18 protein-coding genes are annotated in these 17,577 nt (G+C 48.3%); 13 read left to right on the top strand and 5 right to left on the bottom strand.

Going from position 1 to position 17,577, the window contains the following annotated elements:
* Nucleotides 1-151 precede the first annotated feature (151 nt).
* From MHM95_RS16100 to MHM95_RS16090, 3 genes are read right to left on the bottom strand one after another with little or no spacing between them, the layout of a single operon-like run.
* Nucleotides 152-1,702 (bottom strand): sensor domain-containing diguanylate cyclase, encoded by a 1,551-nt coding sequence (locus MHM95_RS16100; protein ID WP_138547646.1) that lies wholly within the window; start codon nt 1,700-1,702, stop codon nt 152-154.
* The gene (locus MHM95_RS16095) at nt 1,692-2,120 is read right to left on the bottom strand and encodes a hypothetical protein (RefSeq protein WP_022946452.1); all 429 of its coding nucleotides are present in this window, start codon (nt 2,118-2,120) and stop codon (nt 1,692-1,694) included. The genes MHM95_RS16100 and MHM95_RS16095 overlap by 11 nt, the downstream gene beginning before the upstream one ends.
* Before the next feature lies 1 nt (nt 2,121).
* Nucleotides 2,122-3,345 (bottom strand): porin, encoded by a 1,224-nt coding sequence (locus MHM95_RS16090; protein WP_239385761.1) that lies wholly within the window; start codon nt 3,343-3,345, stop codon nt 2,122-2,124.
* 221 nt (nt 3,346-3,566) lie between these two features.
* On the opposite strand from MHM95_RS16090, the gene MHM95_RS16085 reads away from it, so the two are divergent.
* Complete coding sequence (locus MHM95_RS16085; RefSeq protein WP_239385760.1) at nt 3,567-4,808, top strand: divalent metal cation transporter; 1,242 nt, start codon at nt 3,567-3,569, stop codon at nt 4,806-4,808.
* 68 nt (nt 4,809-4,876) lie between these two features.
* Here MHM95_RS16085 and MHM95_RS16080 read toward each other — a convergent pair whose 3' ends face one another.
* Both MHM95_RS16080 and MHM95_RS16075 read right to left on the bottom strand, forming a co-directional pair.
* Nucleotides 4,877-6,076: a VWA domain-containing protein gene (locus tag MHM95_RS16080; RefSeq protein WP_053910673.1), complete on the bottom strand. Its 1,200-nt coding sequence runs from the start codon at nt 6,074-6,076 to the stop codon at nt 4,877-4,879.
* Complete coding sequence (locus MHM95_RS16075; RefSeq protein ID WP_138508969.1) at nt 6,076-6,921, bottom strand: MoxR family ATPase; 846 nt, start codon at nt 6,919-6,921, stop codon at nt 6,076-6,078. The genes MHM95_RS16080 and MHM95_RS16075 overlap by 1 nt, the downstream gene beginning before the upstream one ends.
* Before the next feature lie 143 nt (nt 6,922-7,064).
* Between MHM95_RS16075 and MHM95_RS16070 the strand changes: the two genes are divergently transcribed.
* From MHM95_RS16070 to MHM95_RS16015, 12 genes are all read left to right on the top strand, one after another.
* Complete coding sequence (locus MHM95_RS16070) at nt 7,065-7,541, top strand: DUF2947 family protein (protein WP_045978503.1); 477 nt, start codon at nt 7,065-7,067, stop codon at nt 7,539-7,541.
* Nucleotides 7,542-7,632: 91 nt separating this feature from the next.
* Nucleotides 7,633-8,286, top strand: coding sequence for a hypothetical protein (locus MHM95_RS16065; RefSeq protein WP_138547651.1), 654 nt, complete (start codon nt 7,633-7,635; stop codon nt 8,284-8,286).
* Nucleotides 8,286-8,579 carry a cell division protein FtsB gene (gene ftsB, locus MHM95_RS16060; RefSeq protein WP_022946460.1) on the top strand — a complete coding sequence of 98 codons (294 nt, stop codon included), beginning with the start codon at nt 8,286-8,288 and terminating at the stop codon, nt 8,577-8,579. The genes MHM95_RS16065 and ftsB overlap by 1 nt, the downstream gene beginning before the upstream one ends.
* 16 nt (nt 8,580-8,595) lie before the next feature.
* On the top strand, nt 8,596-9,336 hold the full coding sequence (ispD, locus tag MHM95_RS16055; RefSeq protein ID WP_239385759.1) for a 2-C-methyl-D-erythritol 4-phosphate cytidylyltransferase: 741 nt from the start codon (nt 8,596-8,598) through the stop codon (nt 9,334-9,336).
* Nucleotides 9,333-9,812, top strand: a complete 480-nt coding sequence (gene ispF, locus MHM95_RS16050; protein ID WP_053910677.1) for a 2-C-methyl-D-erythritol 2,4-cyclodiphosphate synthase — start codon at nt 9,333-9,335, stop codon at nt 9,810-9,812. The genes ispD and ispF overlap by 4 nt, the downstream gene beginning before the upstream one ends.
* Nucleotides 9,809-10,882, top strand: coding sequence for a tRNA pseudouridine(13) synthase TruD (locus tag MHM95_RS16045; protein WP_239385758.1), 1,074 nt, complete (start codon nt 9,809-9,811; stop codon nt 10,880-10,882). The genes ispF and MHM95_RS16045 overlap by 4 nt, the downstream gene beginning before the upstream one ends.
* Nucleotides 10,863-11,621, top strand: coding sequence for a 5'/3'-nucleotidase SurE (gene surE / locus MHM95_RS16040; protein ID WP_045978508.1), 759 nt, complete (start codon nt 10,863-10,865; stop codon nt 11,619-11,621). The genes MHM95_RS16045 and surE overlap by 20 nt, the downstream gene beginning before the upstream one ends.
* Nucleotides 11,611-12,249 carry a protein-L-isoaspartate(D-aspartate) O-methyltransferase gene (locus MHM95_RS16035; protein ID WP_239385757.1) on the top strand — a complete coding sequence of 213 codons (639 nt, stop codon included), beginning with the start codon at nt 11,611-11,613 and terminating at the stop codon, nt 12,247-12,249. The genes surE and MHM95_RS16035 overlap by 11 nt, the downstream gene beginning before the upstream one ends.
* Before the next feature lie 10 nt (nt 12,250-12,259).
* Nucleotides 12,260-12,838, top strand: a complete 579-nt coding sequence (locus MHM95_RS16030) for a YqaA family protein (RefSeq protein ID WP_045978509.1) — start codon at nt 12,260-12,262, stop codon at nt 12,836-12,838.
* Between the two features lie 3 nt (nt 12,839-12,841).
* Nucleotides 12,842-13,690 (top strand): peptidoglycan DD-metalloendopeptidase family protein, encoded by an 849-nt coding sequence (locus tag MHM95_RS16025; RefSeq protein ID WP_239385756.1) that lies wholly within the window; start codon nt 12,842-12,844, stop codon nt 13,688-13,690.
* Nucleotides 13,691-13,757: 67 nt separating this feature from the next.
* The gene (rpoS, locus tag MHM95_RS16020) at nt 13,758-14,738 is read left to right on the top strand and encodes an RNA polymerase sigma factor RpoS (RefSeq protein ID WP_022946468.1); all 981 of its coding nucleotides are present in this window, start codon (nt 13,758-13,760) and stop codon (nt 14,736-14,738) included.
* Nucleotides 14,739-15,022: 284 nt separating this feature from the next.
* Nucleotides 15,023-17,572, top strand: coding sequence for an Ig-like domain-containing protein (locus MHM95_RS16015; RefSeq protein ID WP_239385755.1), 2,550 nt, complete (start codon nt 15,023-15,025; stop codon nt 17,570-17,572).
* Nucleotides 17,573-17,577: the final 5 nt, after the last annotated feature.

Raw genomic sequence — 17,577 nt, 5'->3', positions numbered from 1 at the left:
AAGCGGGGCTTATACTAGGGAGCGGTTATTGCAAAGTGATGGACAAAAGAAGACCTTTTTGTGGTACTTATAATACACTAATGTGACTTTATAACGTTTTTGTAGAGAGGTATCCGCATCCGCTATATCAAAATAGAGGCGCTGAGTTTAGCTAAATATCAGCCATAGCAACGGCATTTTTTTGCTGGTTTTTTACCTTGTACATGGCTTGATCGGCGGCAATCACTAGATCTTGTAAGGTGGTACCGTGTCCAGGAGAAGTGGCGATACCTATACTGGCACCGACACTTACTTGCTCGCCATTGTCCAATCGTGTGGCTTGGCTGAGCGCCTCTCGGAGTTTGTCGGCAAGGTGTAACGCCGGTGTTTGTTCAAGCGCATCGAGAATGATGACAAACTCATCACCACCCCAACGAATACATACATCCTCTTTGCGCACATGGTGTTGTAGTTGTGTTGCCACATGGCAAAGGATGTCGTCGCCTGCGTCGTGGCCATACACATCATTGATCGGTTTAAAGCCGTCAAGATCAATCAACATCAAGGTAATGTCTTGGTCGTTATCAAGGCGTTGTTGTGCCGCCTGTTCGCCTCCTAGGCGGTTAAATAAGCCTGTTAAACGGTCTGTGGTGGCTGCTTCGTTAAGCTCAGCGACCATTTTTTTGTGGCGAGTAATATCATTAATAAAAATCTGTAGGTAGGTATCTTGTTCCTTACCATAGCTGCGAGTAACAAGAATATGAGCCCAAATGCAATCTTGTTGGCAGTCAGTGCATAGCTGGTACTCACCGGTGGCAATATCATGCTGATCTAAGGAGTTGCGAATAGAGCGGATAATTTTTTCAGGCTCATTAAAAGTACGCGCCACAAGTTGATACAAATCTTTTTCCAAAGGAATACCGAGGCGGTTAAACAGCCGCTCTGTGGACGCGTTATAAAGGATGATATTGCCTTCGCGGCGGGCGAGGATCATTGCTGACGCCGCATGCTCGAATAATAAGCGTAGCCGACCTTCTAGCTTTTGTACCTCAGAACGCAGTGCCCGCTCTTGGTTAAAGAGCCGCTCCGTTTGCGCAAGCATAGCGTTAATACTGTGGGTAATTTCGCCTATTTCACTGGCGTTGTGCGCGAATGGGGTGTGCAAGCGATTATCGCCGCCGGGGGTGATGCCCTTAAGCTGAGTGTTAAGTCGCGCCATTGGCTTGGTAATTATAAAATAAGCCAAAATCGTAAAGGTGAGTAATACCGCGAGGGTTTGAAAGACCAATAGTTGCGCACTGGATTGCGCTATCGACCGTGCTCGCTGTTCTATCATGGACCAGGCCGGTAATAGACGCATTTGTCCGACCGCCTCATTGGCAAAAAAGGGATTATACAAGGTGAAAGTTTTTGCTTGCTGCCAATCACCTTCTCCTTGACTTGCTAATGGCTGAGTGCCTTGGATTTGCGCGGCAAGAATACTGTCGTTCTTTAACAGGCCACTGATAACTTCGATTGCTAAGTCTTCGTCTTGCAAGTAAGCGGCAATAGAGGCAGTGCTCGAGACTGTCATATGCAGCTGAGCAATAGCAAGGTTGGCTTTCTCTACCTCCTGCTGGTAGACGCTACGGTAATAGTATTTCACTGCGATAACGCCAACGATTAACGAAGTGAGTACAAGCGCAATGGCTAAGCGCAGGATCAGGCTATGTTTATTGAACAAGAGTATAAACTACCTTCACGTCGTTAGTGACTTCTTTAAGCTTTACATAGCCGATGGCATTGTCAATTTCTCGGACCCTTTTTATTACCTCAGCGCTGCTTGCCATAGTTAAAGGCGGTTTTGCATGGCCACTGAACTTGACCCGTGACCAATACGCATTAATGCTGCCAATCGGACGCTTAGTTAGACCTTGATAGAACTGCTCACGCAGCAATGAATCCGGTTGCATGTCCAAAGGTGCGGCATGTTCCCCAGAGGGAAAAGCGATAAGTCGACCCATATACAAGTCAACTAACTGCTTGGTGGTTAAACTTTGCGTAGGGTTTGCCTTATTAACTATAACGGCTATTTTTTCTTGTCCGTACGCAACCGCGCTCAATAAAGCGTAAAGTGCGCACGTGATGATGAAGGCTCTCATACTAGAACACCCAATCAATCGTCGCGCTTACAACGGTGAATGATTCTGGCGTAGAAAACACCTCGCGGCGCAGCATAAATTGGTTATCGCTGCTGTCTAAATCAATGTACTCGAGCTGCAGTTTAGCCGCCATATCAGCGCGAAAATCATAGCGAGTGCTGAGCGAAGTTGTTGACTGATCGTTGACGTAATAGTTAAAGCCGCGCTCAAGCTGAAAATGCAGTTCATTGGCGAGGGGGTTTGTTAGTTGTGGTTTATCAATCTGCTGGCGCTTGCCATGCGTCACTGAGTAACCCAGTTGCACAGTGAAATCTTGCCATCTTGTGCCGAAAACGACATACCCGTTGTGCAAATGTGAGAGAATGTCTGAATCAGCACTGACACGGGCAATTTCCGATTGCACATAGTACTGACCGTTATCGTACTTTGCGCCTAAGGTCACGTACTGCAACCGTGTATTCACCGTTTTTAAACGCTTGGCAATATCTTGTGCTTGAGGCCAGATTTGTTCAGGCACACTTTGCGCCAGCTCGCGTAGTTGGGCGTAATGGTCGGGCTCATTATCGATATAGGCTTGGGTATAATTGGCTCGCCAAAGCCAGTTACCTTGCTCTAGTGTGAGCGTAGCGCCAGCGATATCATCAAGAGCTATTCGCCATTGAAAATCGAAATTTGTAAGGTAATCCTTTGACTTGCCGTAATACCAGCGTGTGGAGAACATCCCCTGATCGGTGGCGTGGGCTGAAGATAGTTCGATACCATCAATGCTGCGATGGGGAATAAGGCCATAAAACTCAATGGGTGCGTGGGTCGCTGTATAGGCATAGCCTATGTTGCGATAAGGACTCATCATAAACAAATCAAACGCGGTACGCCCGGCTTTGATGGTCCAGTTTGGCTTTGGTGAGTAACTTAAAAATGCCAGTTGGGTAACATCGCCAAGGCTATAGTCGGGGTGGCTTTTCAGTACCCACTGGCCCGTAAAGCCCCACTGAGTATTAAACTGCTTGTGTAACTGAATGCCTAATCGCGACAACGAGGAAAAGTCTAATTCAGAGTTTGTTTTACCATCGGTTACCGATACATCAGTACGAAACCCGTATTGCTCGGATTCATTATAGCTTACGCCGACAGTGGCAAAGCCGCTAAGTTGAGCGGGTTGTGCCAGTGCTGCCGCGCTACTAATAAGCAATGAAAAACCACTAAGTGAACGAAATAAGCGCATGATGCCTCTGAAATTTAGCCATAAAAAAAGGAGCCTGATGTGGGCTCCTTGCTTACGAATCGCGGCGAATTATAAGAAGGTTAGCTGCAACTGGCAACTAAGTGGTCAGTCCTGTTTGCTATTTGAGCACCTAAGTTGATTAAAAATAGTGCACTATGTACTTGAATTGAATGATGATTCCACCTAGCCTGAGAGCCTAGAAAAAAATATAAGAAAAACCCATGCAGTTAGTGAATTATGCGCAGTATGTAAAGGCTTTAGGGCCGGGAATATTAATGGCGACTGCCGCCATCGGCGGCTCACACCTGGTTGCTTCGACCCAAGCCGGGGCGTTATTTGGGTGGCCGTTGTTATGGCTGATCATCGCCGTGAATGCGCTTAAATACCCTTTTTTTCGTTTCGGCGTGCATTACACCTTGGCGACCAACGACAACCTAGTCGAGGGTTACAAAAAGCAGGGGCCTGGGTTTTTCTATAGCTTTGTAGCCTTGAACCTGATTGCTGCCATCGTTAATACTGCCGGGGTACTGCTATTAACGGCGGCGCTGGCCCATTATATGCTCGGTGGAGCGCTTGGGTTAACGGCGTTATCAGCCCTGATACTGTTGTTTTGTCTGATATTGCTATTGTTAGGCCATTATCGCGCCTTAGACAGCGTGGCTAAAGTAATTATGGCGGTACTGGCGTTGAGCACGCTAGGTGCATTGGCCATTGCCTGGGTGCAAAGCGGCGGTGCACCGATGGCGATGAGCGCAGAGTTTCAAGCGCCCGATCTCTTTTCTTTGGCGGCGCTGAGCTTTATTGTAGTGATGATGGGGTGGATGCCCGCACCTATCGAAATCTCCGCGCTTAACTCATTGTGGCTGCAAGCAAAGCGGCGCAATACCACGATAACTACAAACACTGGTTTATTCGACTTTAACTTGGGGTATGTGGTCACCGCGCTCTTGGCAGTGGTATTTTTTGCCTTAGGGGTGTTGATACAATACGGCGGCAGCAGTGAGATTGCTTTGGCTGGGGTCGCGTTTGCACAGCAGCTCATCGATATGTATACGCAAACCATAGGTGAGTGGTCGCGTTGGCTGATTGCCGCCGTGGCGTTCTTATGTATGTTGGGGACCACGCTTACGGTGCTAGATGGGTATGCCCGCACGCTGTTTACCAGTGCCAAGTTAATTAACCGTCGGTTGCTACCACGTCACCTCCACTCCTGGCTGATACTGCAAGCGGGTGCCGGGATGGCAGTGATCTTATTTTTTAAAAGCAACTTAAAAGAAATGCTTACCTTTGCCATGACCCTTGCCTTTTTAACCACGCCGGTATTTGCATGGCTTAATATGCGTTTGGTCAAACAGGCAAACATCAATCAGCCAACTTGGTTAAAGGCGTTAAGCTGGTTGGGCATGGCCTATTTAATTAGCTTTAGCCTGGGTTTTGTCGCCCTACAGTTTTGGTCGAGTTAAACACTGATGGATTTGCGGAAAAAATAACGTGCTTTTTCTAATCTAGATGTTATTCCATGTTGCCACAGCTAAGTTAACGCTTTAATTGCTGCACTAATACCATCAAGGGTGAGCGGAAACATGCGGCTTTGCTCGTTACTTGCCATGAGTTGGTCTATCATCTCGATGGAGTGGTAATAACGCCAATGCGATTGTGGCTGTGGGTTGAGCCACACTACTTTGTCAAAATGTTGGGTAATACGCTGTAGCCATAACGCGCCAGGCTCTTCATTCCAGTGCTCAACACTGCCACCGGGGTAGGCTATCTCATATGGACCCATGGTGGCATCACCGACAAAGATGACTTTGTAATCGCTGCCAAAGCGCTGCATCAGGTTGTGGGTATCAATGACTTGGTCGTGACGACGGTCATTGTCTTGCCATAGGTGTTCATACACGCAGTTGTGGAAGTAAAAGAACTCCAGGTGTTTAAACTCACCATGAGCGGCGCTGAACAACTGTTCGCATAGGTGAATATGGTCATCCATGGAGCCGCCAATATCGAACAGCATAATGACATTTACGGCGTTATGTCGCTCGGGTGCCATTTTTACATCCAACATGCCCCCTTGTTTCGCCGTTGCCCGAATAGTCTCAGGTAAATCTAAGGTATCGCTGGCTCCGGTACGGGCAAACTTACGCAGTTTTTTCAATGCCAGCTTCATGGTCCGAGAGCTGATATCTGCGCTACTATCGAGGTTACGATACTGGCGTTTATCCCACACTTTTACCGCGCGGCGCTGCCGTGACCCTGGTTGACCAATGCGAATACCCTCGGGGTTATAGCCAAAAGCACCAAAGGGCGAGGTGCCGCCGGTGCCTATCCATTTATTACCACCGGCATGGCGTTTTTGTTGTTCTTCAAAGCGTTTCTTTAATTCTTCCATGAGCTTATCTAAACCGCCCATGGCCTCTATTTGTTCTTTTTCTGCAGCGCTTAAGTGCTTTTCAAACTCTTTGCGTAGCCACTCATCTGGAAGCGTATGCTGGGCTTTCAGCGCCTCGAGTAAATCGATATCTTCTATGCCTTCGAAATAGTCGGCAAAGGCTTTATCAAAACGGTCGAAATGAGTTTCATCCTTGACCATAACAGTGCGAGCAAGGTGATAAAAACCTTCGGTATCGGCAAATACCACGCCCGCTTTGAGGGCCGCTAACAAATCCAGCAACTCGCGCAGGCTGACTGGCAAGCGATACTTACGCAGGGTGAAGAAGAACTCAATTAACATTAGCGGCGGCTCATAAACGCAAGCTTTTCAATTAACGACACATCCTGCTCGTTTTTAAGCAGGGCACCAAATAATGGCATTAACCCGCCTTTATCTGCGCTTTGTTGCAGTACCTCGGGGCTGATGTCTTCAGCCATTAACAGTTTAAGCCAGTCGAGAAGCTCGCTGGTGGAAGGTTTTTTCTTTAAGCCATCGACTTGGCGCAAACCAAAAAACACCTCTAGCGCCTCACGCAATAGCGTTTGCTTAATGTTGGGGTAGTGAACATCGACAATTTGCTGCATTTCATCAGGACTTGGAAAGTCGATGTAGTGGAAAAAGCAACGGCGTAAAAAGGCATCGGGAAGTTCTTTTTCGTTGTTGGAGGTGATAATGACAATGGGGCGTTGTTTAGCGACTACGCGCTCACCGGTTTCATAGACAAAGAACTCCATCTTATCGAGCTCCAGCAGTAAATCGTTCGGAAACTCGATGTCGGCTTTGTCGATTTCATCAATTAACAGCACCGGACGCGGACCTTGTTCATCGCTTGCAAACGCTTGCCATAACTTCCCTTTAACTATGTAATTGCCGATATCATGGACACGCTCATCCCCTAGTTGTGAGTCACGAAGGCGAGATACCGCATCATATTCGTAGAGCCCTTGCTGCGCTTTGGTGGTGGACTTTATATGCCACTGAATCAGTTCACTGCCAACGCTTTTTGCGAGCTCTTCAGCCAATAAGGTTTTTCCTGTTCCGGGCTCGCCTTTGATCAGCAGCGGCTTTTGTAGGGCAATCGCTGCGTTGACAGCTTGTTTTAAGGCGCTACTGGCAATGTAGTGGTCGGTAGAATCGAAATGCACGGAATAATCCTGTTACTGGTCTGACATCAATGTGCTTAGTCTGCCATAGTTCGATTTGTACACCAAGTCATGCTGTGACAGCGCTCGCTAACACAGGTATAATGGCCGATATTGTTTCGCGCTGCGATAAGTTGCCATATTGAATGAATTACTTGTGTTTGGATGAATACGCAAAGGCTTGGGTGTTTAAGCACCAAGAGCTATTGATAGCCCCACAACAGTTGGCGCAGATAAAACCGATGACGCCAACCCGTTCTGCGGTGCTGTGGTCGACCTTTATCAGTCGAGATAAGGACCACCCGGATTTCTTTAGCGAAGATGATTGGCTATGCCAAGCGCAGCATTGGCAAGCGCAAGAGGTGTTTTGGGAGCAGGCATTCGAAGATGAAACAGCAATCCCTGAGCCGATTCTTAGTCATTTAGATTGGCAAGACAACACCACAGTCTATTTTTGTAATAGCCGCGATGAAGTTATCGAAACTCGGTTTGATGTGTTTAAACAACATTGGCAAAACTTTATGTTTTTAGCTGATGGCAGCATTTTGATCGGCAAAAAACGCCCTCAAGTGGTGCAATTCATGGAAACAGGTTTTGCCCGCCTAGGTGAGCAACCTAAATAGCGCGAGTATCTTGAAGCATCGGACAGATATCATGCTTCTCAAATTTTGCACAACTATGGTATAAACTTAACCTCTACGACTAGGAGGTATTGTGCAGCAACCGTCATCGCAGCAGGCCGATTTATTTGCGCTGGATCAGCAGCGGGTGCTCTATGCTGAGTTGTGTAATGCCTTTTATGCTCGAGAACTACAGCGCTTAAGCCAGCACCTTGAACCCAGCGGTGATGCGGCTCGTGTGGCGCGTATGCTAGCCAGCTTACCTTATTATGTCGAGCGCGCGGCGTTTCACATCGTTCGTGGTCATAGCCCGTTAACCTTAGATGGGCAAAATGGCAGTTGGATTGCCAAGCAGGCCACTAAGGCGCCAGTATCAGATAGCGAGAAAAATCATGCGTTTTATAGTCGCTTTGCGCAAATTGGCATGTTAGTCCCGGTATTGGTGGCGCAGCAAGGGATGCAGTATGTAATGCTCGATACGCTTGATCAAGTCAGTAGTAACCGAGTGCATTGCAATCAAAGCGGATGGTTTGATTTGCAGGGTCAGTATCAAGATAGCCGCATACAACATCAAAAAGTGACGCTGTTATGGCCTGGCAAGAAGCATTTTACGCCGGCCTGCTGTGGCCATCGTTGGCAGCAATATAAGGTCACATCGCCGCGCACATTAAGCTTGCGGGAAATGCTGTTAACAACACGAATAAACTGGAAAAACTTCAGGCAACCATTGCCTGTAAAGGATACATAATGCGCCTATTTCAATTAGGCCTCGTGGCTTTGTTTTTTTACTTACAGTATCTGTTATGGTTTGGTCATAATGGCATTGAGGATTACACCCGACTGCGTAAAGCGGTCGCCAGCCATGAGCTTACTAATCAACAATTAAGTAAACGTAATAAACTGCTTGAGGCAGATATCCAGGACCTGAAGTTGGATTTGGAGGGGGTAGAAGAGCGGGCCCGCCACGAACTGGGGATGATCAAACCCGGTGAGGTGTTTTACCGCGTTTTACCGAGCAAGCAATCGCTTAGAAAAGAATAATAGTTACTGAATTCATATGACGACACAACCTCGCATTGTTGCCATCGTTCCCGCTGCGGGAGTGGGCTCCCGAATGCAATCAAGCACACCCAAGCAATACATCGAACTGCAGGGCAAAACAGTCTTAGAGCACACCCTGAATAAGCTTATGAAAGTAGGCGAGATCAGCGCCATTAAAGTGGCCATCAGTGCAGCTGATGATTACTTTTCCACGCTCGCCATCAATAAACAGGTTATTAGTACTGTCGCCGGAGGCCGTGAGCGCGCAGACTCGGTGTTGGCGGCGTTGGATGCCTTAGAGCAACAAAGCCCTGATTGGGTCTTGGTGCATGATGCGGCACGTCCTTTAGTGTGTGCACATGACATCGAGAATCTGATAGCGCAATGCTGCGCTGCAAAGCAAGGTGGCATTTTGGCCGCCAAGGTGCGCGATACGATAAAGCGTGGCTGCAAGCGCGGGTGCAAGCGCGGCTGCAATAGTGAAGATGATGGCGAGTTTATCGACATGACCATACCGCGAGAGCATTTATACCAAGCGTTGACGCCGCAATTCTTTCCTTATGAGCTCTTGCGCCAAGCGCTGCGCGATGCGCTTGTTGCGGGTGCCAACATTACTGACGAAGCATCAGCCATGGAGTGGGCTGGACATCCGGTACGCTTAATCACCGGACGCAGTGATAATTTCAAAATAACCACGCCAGAAGACTTACAGTTAGCAAACTTTCTTTTGGCCCAACAAGTAACGGAGTTTGTATGATCCGCATTGGTCATGGCTATGATGTACACCGCTTTGGTGGTGAAGGGCCACTCGTTATTGCCGGCGTGAGCATCGATTATGAACAAGGCTTTATTGCCCACTCCGATGGCGATGTTGCTATTCATGCCTTATGTGATGCCTTACTTGGGGCGTTGGCATTGGGGGATATCGGCAAACACTTTCCTGATACCAGTGCCGAATTTGCTGGTATTGATAGCCGTATACTGCTGCGCCGGGTGATGCAGGAAGTGAATAACAAGGGCTATGCGGTGGGCAATGTTGATGTCACTATTGTCGCTCAGGCACCGAAAATGCGCCCTCATATTGATGCTATGCGCCAATGTTTAGCCGATGATTTACAGGTGCGCATGGATCAAGTCAATGTTAAGGCAACGACCACTGAAAAGCTCGGTTTCGCAGGGCGCAAAGAAGGGATAGCCAGTCATGCGGTGGCACTGTTGGTCGAATCGTCATGAGTGACGCAGTATCACCTTGGGAGCAGCCTTTAGCTGAGCTGAACTATTTATACGGCAAGCCAAGCGCAAAAGCGCTGTTTAAAGAGCACGCCGAAGACTTTATGGTCGACGAAGAGCTTGGATTTGAGCTCGATGGTGAAGGTGAGCATGTTTGTATTCATATAATCAAACGTGGTGTTAATACACAGGCGGTCGCCAAAGCCATTGCTAAGCATGCACAGGTGGCTCCCAGAGAGGTGGCTTACGCCGGGCAAAAAGACCGACAAGGTGTGTGTAGCCAGTGGTTTAGTGTTCCTGTTCCGATAAAAAAGCATATTGACTTCAGTGCCCTAAATGATGAGTCAATTTTTGTTACTGAGCAGCAACGCCACGGTCGCCGTTTGCGTCTCGGTTGTCATCGGGGGAATCACTTTAAAATACGCTTGCGTGAGGTAGATGAGCCATTAGCGGTGCTTAGTCGTATTAACGCCGTGCGTCAGGGAGTGCCCAATTACTTTGGTGAGCAACGTTTTGGTCATGGCGGGCATAATCTCACCATGGCGCAGCGGATGTTCCAAGGTGAGCGTATCCGCGATAAAAAGCTGCGCTCGATGGTGATCTCCGCCGCCCGGTCTTACATTTTTAATCAGATCGTTAGTTTGCGAGTAGCCGAGCATGGTCTTGCCAAAACCCTGCAACATGAAGTGTTTATGCTCAGTGGCAGTAACGCCTTTTTCACTGATGCCATTACTCCTGAGAACATCACCCGCTTAGTACAAGGTGATATTGAGCTGTCTGCCCCCATGGTGGGTAAGGGTGATAAGGCACTGGTGGCGCAAGAGCGTCAATGGTTGGCACCATTTAATGATTGGTGCGCGGGGTTGGCGCAATTAGGGCTTAAAGGGGAGCGCCGTATGCTGCGTCTTTACCCTGAAAACTTAACCGTCGCAGCGCCAAGCGAGAATGTCATAGAGCTGAGTTTTAGTCTAAAAAAAGGCTGTTTTGCTACGGCGTTACTCAGAGAGCTGGTTGACTATCGACAAAGTGAGAACAGTATTACAAGGAATCACGATGAGAATATTGCTAAGTAATGATGATGGTGTGCATGCCAAGGGAATAGCCGCTTTATATCAAGCGTTGCAGCAAATTGCTGAGGTTGATGTGGTGGCACCCGATCGAAACTGCAGTGGTGCCAGTAACTCATTGACGTTAATGAACCCACTGCGTGCCCACAAGCTAGATAATGGTTTTATCAGTATCAATGGCACGCCGACCGACTGTGTACACGTTGCTTTGAATGCATTGTTGGAGCAGCAACCGGACTTAGTTGTCGCGGGCGTAAACCATGGTGCTAACTTGGGTGATGACACCCTCTATTCTGGCACAGTTGCCGCCGCCACCGAAGGCCGACACATGGGCTTACCAGCCATTGCTGTGTCGCTTGTAGGACCAGAGTGTGAGCACTTTGAGACGGCAGCACAAGTGACGGTTGATATAATCAAAAAGCTCAAGAGCCATCCATTACCGAAAGACCAAATTATTAATATCAATGTTCCTGATGTGCCTTACCGTGAACTTAGAGGCATTAAAGTGACGCGATTGGGTGCTCGTCATAAAGCGGAAACCATGACTGCACAGCGTGACCCTTGGGGTCGTAAGGTGTATTGGTATGGCTCGCTAGGCCCTGAACTGGATGCGGGGGCGGGCACTGATTTTGATGCAATCCGTCAAGGCTATGCCGCAGTAACGCCAATGAGTGTAGATATGACCGCTCATGAAAGCATTACTCCCTTGCAGGAATGGCTGTTGGAGTCTGGTGATGATCGGTAATCTGCAACGCAGTGCAAGTTCACTGGCAGAGTTGTTAGCCAAAGAGGGAGTGACTGATCAGCGCGTGCTTGAGGTTATAGCACACACCCCTCGGCATGTATTTATAGATGAAGTGCTAAAACATAAAGCCTATCAGAATACCGCTTTACCAATCGGCCAAGGGCAAACTATTTCGCAACCCTTTATCGTCGCGCAGATGACCGCACTGCTGCGCCAGCATGGCGTGAGCACTAAGGTGTTGGAGATAGGTACCGGTTCTGGTTATCAAAGCGCTATATTGGCACAGCTGTTTGACAAGGTGTATTCGGTGGAGCGTATCAAGGCGTTGCAGTGGCAAGCAAAACGCCGCTTGCATCAGCTTGATTTGTATAACGTCAGCATGAAGCACGGCGATGGCTGGCAAGGCTGGGCATCTCAAGCGCCATTTCAGGGTATTATAGTGACTGCCGCAGCATCCAGTGTTCCCGAGCAGCTGCTCCAGCAGCTTGATGATGGCGGCGTGATGATTGTGCCAATAGGCGATGCTGAACAAAAGCTAATGGTATATACTCGCCATGGAAATCAATTTAATCAACAGGTTATGGCCGATGTGCGTTTTGTGCCCTTGGTACCTGGCGACATAATATAAGGAAGTTTTCTTGCAGTTATTTACCCCTTTGTACGATGCCGCCTTGCGTTGGGCCGCTCACCGACATGCTGAGCGCTACTTAGCAGGGATGAGCTTTGCCGAATCGGTATTTTTCCCCGTTCCCCCTGACGTTATGCTGGCACCGATGTGCTTAGCGAAAACTTCACAAGCTTGGCGTTTCGCTATTTTGACCACCTTAGCCTCTGTTATTGGCGGAGTATTAGGTTATCTTCTTGGTTTTTGGTTATTTGAACCCTTAGTTGAACCATTTATCCATTCTATGGGTTGGCAAGATAAGTTTGCCCAAGCACTCGCTTGGTTTGAACATTATGGCGTGTGGGTGGTGTTTATAGCTGGCTTCTCGCCGATACCTTACAAGGTCTTTACCATAGGTGCCGGTTTATTGCAGATGGCCTTTTTACCTTTCTTGTTGGCATCGGCAGTAGGCCGAGGTGCACGCTTTTTTCTTGTCGCTGCATTGATGAAGTGGGGAGGAGCGCGTATGGAGCAAAAACTGCGACAATACGTGGAAGTGCTTGGTTGGCTTGTAGTTAGCTTGGCCATCGGTTTATATTTGGTTTACCGCTAAGCTATGCAAGGGCGCTTTATGCAAGTTAAATACACCAGTTTGATAGTACTGGTTTGCTTGTTATTGAGCGCTTGCTCGTCTCGAAATACACCCGCACCGGTTTCTGTCCTAGACACTGGTCGGGCCAAAGTGTCACGAAAAATTCATATCACGGGTGAGCACTATCGTGTGCAAAAAGGCGATACCCTCTACGCCATTGCTTTTAGTGCTAACAAAGATGTCCGGGAAATCGCGCAAATCAATGGCATTAAGCCGCCGTACACTATTTACCCAAAGCAGTTGATTTACATCGAGTCGCAATGGCTAAAAAAGAAAAAGCGAGAAAAATATCGTAACTCGAGTAAAAAGTCTACAAAATCAACACAAAAAAATAACAAAAAATTAAAGAAAGAGGTTGCGAAGCCGATACAACGGGAGTATGTTCGAAAACAACCTAGTAAAAAAACTGTTAGCAAAAAAGTACGTTCTGCTAACAGGTCGGCTCGAAATTTGAGCTGGCAATGGCCAGCACAGGGAAAGGTCACGCAGCGTTTCTCTAACAAAGAAAATGGCTATAAAGGGGTACAGATAGCCAACCGAACAGGGACTTCTGTTCGCGCTGCCGCCGATGGTGTGGTCGTGTATGCGGGTGATGCGCTACGGGGATACGGTAATTTAATCATAGTGAAACATAACGATGATTATCTTAGTGCGTACGCACACAATTCGCGTTTACTAGTACAGGAAAAACAGGATGTCAAAGCTGGGCAAAAGATTGCCGAGATGGGCAGCTCTGAGTCCCCTGTTACCGCTCTTCGTTTTGAAATCCGGTATCGAGGCAAAGCAGTCAATCCGAGCAAGTACTTACCCTAGCTTTACAAGCACGAAACAGTAGTAAGGTGTTTGGGATTTTTACCGCGCTACACCGGAGGGTACTCTGATGGGTCACACTGCAAAACTTGAAACCACACAAGACAACGCCACTGATACAAATGTTATCGACGAACCAAAGGAAGAACTCCTAGAGCAAGTAGAGGAAAGTAATGCTGAGGAAGAGATCTTTGCCAAGGACGATAATGTTAAAAACCTCGATGCAACGCAACTTTACCTAAGTGAAATTGGCTTTTCGCCGCTGTTAAGCGCCGAGGAAGAAGTCTACTTTGCACGTAAAGCCTTACGTGGCTGCGAAGCGTCAAGAAAACGCATGATTGAGAGCAACCTACGCCTGGTTGTGAAAATTGCCCGACGTTACAATAATCGTGGTTTAGCGCTACTCGATCTGATTGAGGAAGGTAATCTGGGGCTGATCCGCGCCGTGGAGAAGTTTGACCCAGAGCGCGGTTTTCGCTTTTCAACTTATGCAACATGGTGGATACGACAAACGATAGAGCGTGCGATAATGAACCAGACACGCACTATTCGCCTACCGATTCACGTGGTTAAAGAGCTTAATGTTTACTTGCGTACGGCCCGTGAACTGACGCAGCAACTGGACCATGAACCAACGGCAGAAGAAATTGCAGAGCGTTTAGACCGACCAGTAGAAGACGTGACTAAAATGTTGCGTTTAAACGAAAAGATTTCTTCCGTTGATACCCCGATTGGTGGTGATAACGATAAAGCATTACTGGACATTATTGCCGATGAGAAGGGCAGTGGTCCCGAAGGGGAAGTGCAAAGTAAAGATATCAACGATCATATCGTGCATTGGCTTGATGAGCTAAACCCTAAACAGCGGGAAGTTTTGGCTCGACGCTTTGGTTTATTAGGATACGAGCCATCCACCCTTGAGGACGTAGGCCGAGAAATTGGCCTCACCCGAGAGCGGGTAAGACAAATTCAAGTGGAGGCATTGCGCCGATTAAAAGATATGCTCCATCACGAAGGGCTTAACACCGAGAGTCTATTTGAACAAATGTAATGACTGATTACCCACAAGCCGCCTTTTAAAGGCGGCTTTTTTATGCACTTAATTAGCAGGGCAACATACAAAAGGCCTTGCAGCCCAAGAGCTTTCCCTGATACTCCAACACTCATCGTTAACATACCCATTGGTGGTGAGATAAATTCAAGCTCGCTGAAGTCCCTTCTTTTGATATTCGTCGATTGTTAATAATGACTTTGATCAACACAAAAAACACACAATTGATTAACATGTTTGTTTTGGTTAGTCTGGACCTGATTAAAAAACAAACGAGGTGATTTATGAAATCCAATCGGCGATATATACCTGCTGTGGTGGCAGCACTCATGGCGGCGCCTAATATGACTTGGGCCCTAGACTGCAGCCCACTGGCGGTATGGAATAGCGATGATGCTTATAACAGTGGTGCTCAAGTTGTATACCAAGAAAAAGCATATGAAGCGAACTGGTGGACGCAAAATCAAGACCCAGCCACTCACTCAGGAGACTGGCAGCAATGGCGTTTACTGGGTCAATGCGATGGTGCCAACCAAATGCCAATAGTCGAGCTTACTTCGCCTCTTAATAATAGTTCTTTTGGTGAAAATGACAGCGTTGTCTTAAGGGCGCAAGCAAGCGACAGTGATGGCAGTGTCAGCACCGTTGAGTTTTTCATCAATGGAGTTTCACTGGGTGTCGATAGTGCTGCTCCTTTTGAGCTAAATTGGCAAGCCTTGGCCGGAGAGCATACTCTGCTCGCTCAGGCGCGAGATGATCAGCAAGGCGAGGGCGTCAGCGCTGAAGTACAAATTTCGGTGCTTCCCGCTGACGGGAATGCTGCGCCGACAGTGACGTTAACTGCGCCGACGGCGCAAACCCAAGCGCGTAGCGGTGAGCAAGTGACCTTGAGCGCGAATGCCGATGACAGTGATGGTGTTGTTACGGCGGTAGATTTTTATGTTGATCAAGTACAAGTTGGCAGCGATAGCAGTGCGCCCTATTCTATACAATGGCAGGCCGAGTCGGGGCTTCATCAGTTCCAAGCCAAAGCCACCGATGATGTCGGTGCCCAGAGTATGAGTGCCAGTGTGCAAGTCAACGTCGATGCTGGCGCAGCTGGCATCTGTCAAGGCACGCCTAGTTATGTAGCAGGCACCAGTTATAGCCAAGGGGACACCGTCGAAAATGTCAATCGCGCCTATCGCTGTGACGTCGCTGGTTGGTGCTCTTCAAGTTCGGCTTGGGCATATGAACCTGGAGTCGGCCAGCACTGGCAGGATGCTTGGACCGACCTTGGTATTTGCGCAATTGCTCCGGATATCACCATTACCTCGCCCAGTGCTAATGCCACATTATTACAAGGGCAAAGTACGGTGATTAGCGCCGATGTTAGCGACAGTGACGGCAGCGTCAGTGCGGTTGAATTCTCTGTTGCAGGCAATGTGATCGCCACAGACACGAGTGCGCCTTACCAAGCGACATGGCAAGTGCAAGGGCTCGGTGAGACGGCGGTGACGGTTGCCGCGAGTGATAATGAAGGCAACCTTAGCGAGCAGTCAGTGCTGGTCACTGTCACTGATCAGCCCTTGGTGGTGAGCTTGAACTCTCCTGCCAGCGGAGAGGAGCTGCGCTTAGGGCAAAGCCTGACACTGGCTGCTGATGCAAGCTCTGCGCTCGGCAGTATTACCGAGGTGAGTTTTGCTGTGAATGGACAAATCGTTGGCAGTGACAGCAGCGCCCCTTATACGCTGAATTATACCCCTGCGAGTTTGGGCCAGTATGCAGTTAGCGCCCTTGCCAATGACTCTCAAGGTAACAGCGCACAAAGCACGGCCGCGACAATTAATGTGATTGATACCCCAGCGGGAAAAAAACACAAGCTCATCGGTTATTGGCATAACTTCGTTAATCCGGCAGGCTGCCCTATTCCCTTGTCCGATATTTCCAGTGCTTGGGATATCATCGATATTGCCTTTGCTGAGAATGACCGCAATGCCACGGGTAAAGTTGTCTTTCACCCCTTTGAAGAGGACATTCGTTCCGATTGTCCGCCGATAGACCCGGTTAAATTTAAGCAAGACATAAAAGATTTACAAGCACAAGGAAAGGTCGTGGTATTGAGTCTTGGCGGCGCCGAAGGCACGATTACTTTAGAGACAGATAGTGACGAGGCGAATTTTGTCGCCAGTTTGACTAACATCATCAATGAATGGGGTTTTGATGGCCTAGATGTCGATTACGAGAGTGGTTCCAACCTGGTTCATGGCTCACAGATCCAAGCGCGTTTAGGGCGTGCCTTGAAGCAAATTGAGCAAAACATCGGGGGCGATATGTATCTTACAATGGCTCCGGAGCACCCTTATGTACATGGGGGCATGGTCGCTTACTCTGGCATTTGGGGGGCGTATATTCCGCTCATTGACGATGTGCGTGATACCCTGGATTTACTCCATGTGCAACTCTACAACAATGGTGGCCTACCTAACCCCTATGAGCCGGGCTCTGCACCTGAGGGGTCGGTCAATATGATGGTCGCGCATGCAAAAATGTTGATAGAAGGGTTTACCCTTGCCAATGGTCAGCAATTTGCGCCGCTGCGTGATGACCAAGTTGCTATCGGTCTGCCGTCTGGGCCGCAATCGGCTAATTCAGGGCAAGCACCCACGCAAAACATTATTGATGCGTTGGATTGCTTAACCAAGGGGCAAGCATGTGGCACCATTACACCCAGTAACCCGTATCCACACTTTGGTGGGGTAATGACCTGGTCGATAAACTGGGATAAGTACGATGGTTACAATTTCTCTGGTCCCATTGGCGATAAACTCACTCAAATGAACAATGGCCAATAACCCTG

Origin of the sequence: Pseudoalteromonas sp. CnMc7-15, assembly GCF_022347925.1 — a bacterium.
Classification (GTDB): Bacteria; Pseudomonadota; Gammaproteobacteria; order Enterobacterales; family Alteromonadaceae; genus Pseudoalteromonas; species Pseudoalteromonas ruthenica.
Note: the sequence above shows the minus strand (reverse complement) of the source record. Positions and strands in the feature narration are given on the sequence as shown.

Coding starts and splice junctions, on each gene's coding strand:
- MHM95_RS16045 (WP_239385758.1), top strand. CDS start 9,809: ATGAGTGACGCAGTATCACCTTGGGAGCAGCCTTTAGCTGAGCTGAAC.
- ftsB (WP_022946460.1), top strand. CDS start 8,286: ATGCGCCTATTTCAATTAGGCCTCGTGGCTTTGTTTTTTTACTTACAG.
- rpoS (WP_022946468.1), top strand. CDS start 13,758: ATGGGTCACACTGCAAAACTTGAAACCACACAAGACAACGCCACTGAT.
- surE (WP_045978508.1), top strand. CDS start 10,863: ATGAGAATATTGCTAAGTAATGATGATGGTGTGCATGCCAAGGGAATA.
- MHM95_RS16090 (WP_239385761.1), bottom strand. CDS start 3,345: ATGCGCTTATTTCGTTCACTTAGTGGTTTTTCATTGCTTATTAGTAGC.
- ispD (WP_239385759.1), top strand. CDS start 8,596: ATGACGACACAACCTCGCATTGTTGCCATCGTTCCCGCTGCGGGAGTG.
- MHM95_RS16035 (WP_239385757.1), top strand. CDS start 11,611: ATGATCGGTAATCTGCAACGCAGTGCAAGTTCACTGGCAGAGTTGTTA.
- MHM95_RS16080 (WP_053910673.1), bottom strand. CDS start 6,076: ATGTTAATTGAGTTCTTCTTCACCCTGCGTAAGTATCGCTTGCCAGTC.
- MHM95_RS16085 (WP_239385760.1), top strand. CDS start 3,567: ATGCAGTTAGTGAATTATGCGCAGTATGTAAAGGCTTTAGGGCCGGGA.
- ispF (WP_053910677.1), top strand. CDS start 9,333: ATGATCCGCATTGGTCATGGCTATGATGTACACCGCTTTGGTGGTGAA.
- MHM95_RS16070 (WP_045978503.1), top strand. CDS start 7,065: ATGAATTACTTGTGTTTGGATGAATACGCAAAGGCTTGGGTGTTTAAG.
- MHM95_RS16095 (WP_022946452.1), bottom strand. CDS start 2,120: ATGAGAGCCTTCATCATCACGTGCGCACTTTACGCTTTATTGAGCGCG.
- MHM95_RS16015 (WP_239385755.1), top strand. CDS start 15,023: ATGAAATCCAATCGGCGATATATACCTGCTGTGGTGGCAGCACTCATG.
- MHM95_RS16025 (WP_239385756.1), top strand. CDS start 12,842: ATGCAAGGGCGCTTTATGCAAGTTAAATACACCAGTTTGATAGTACTG.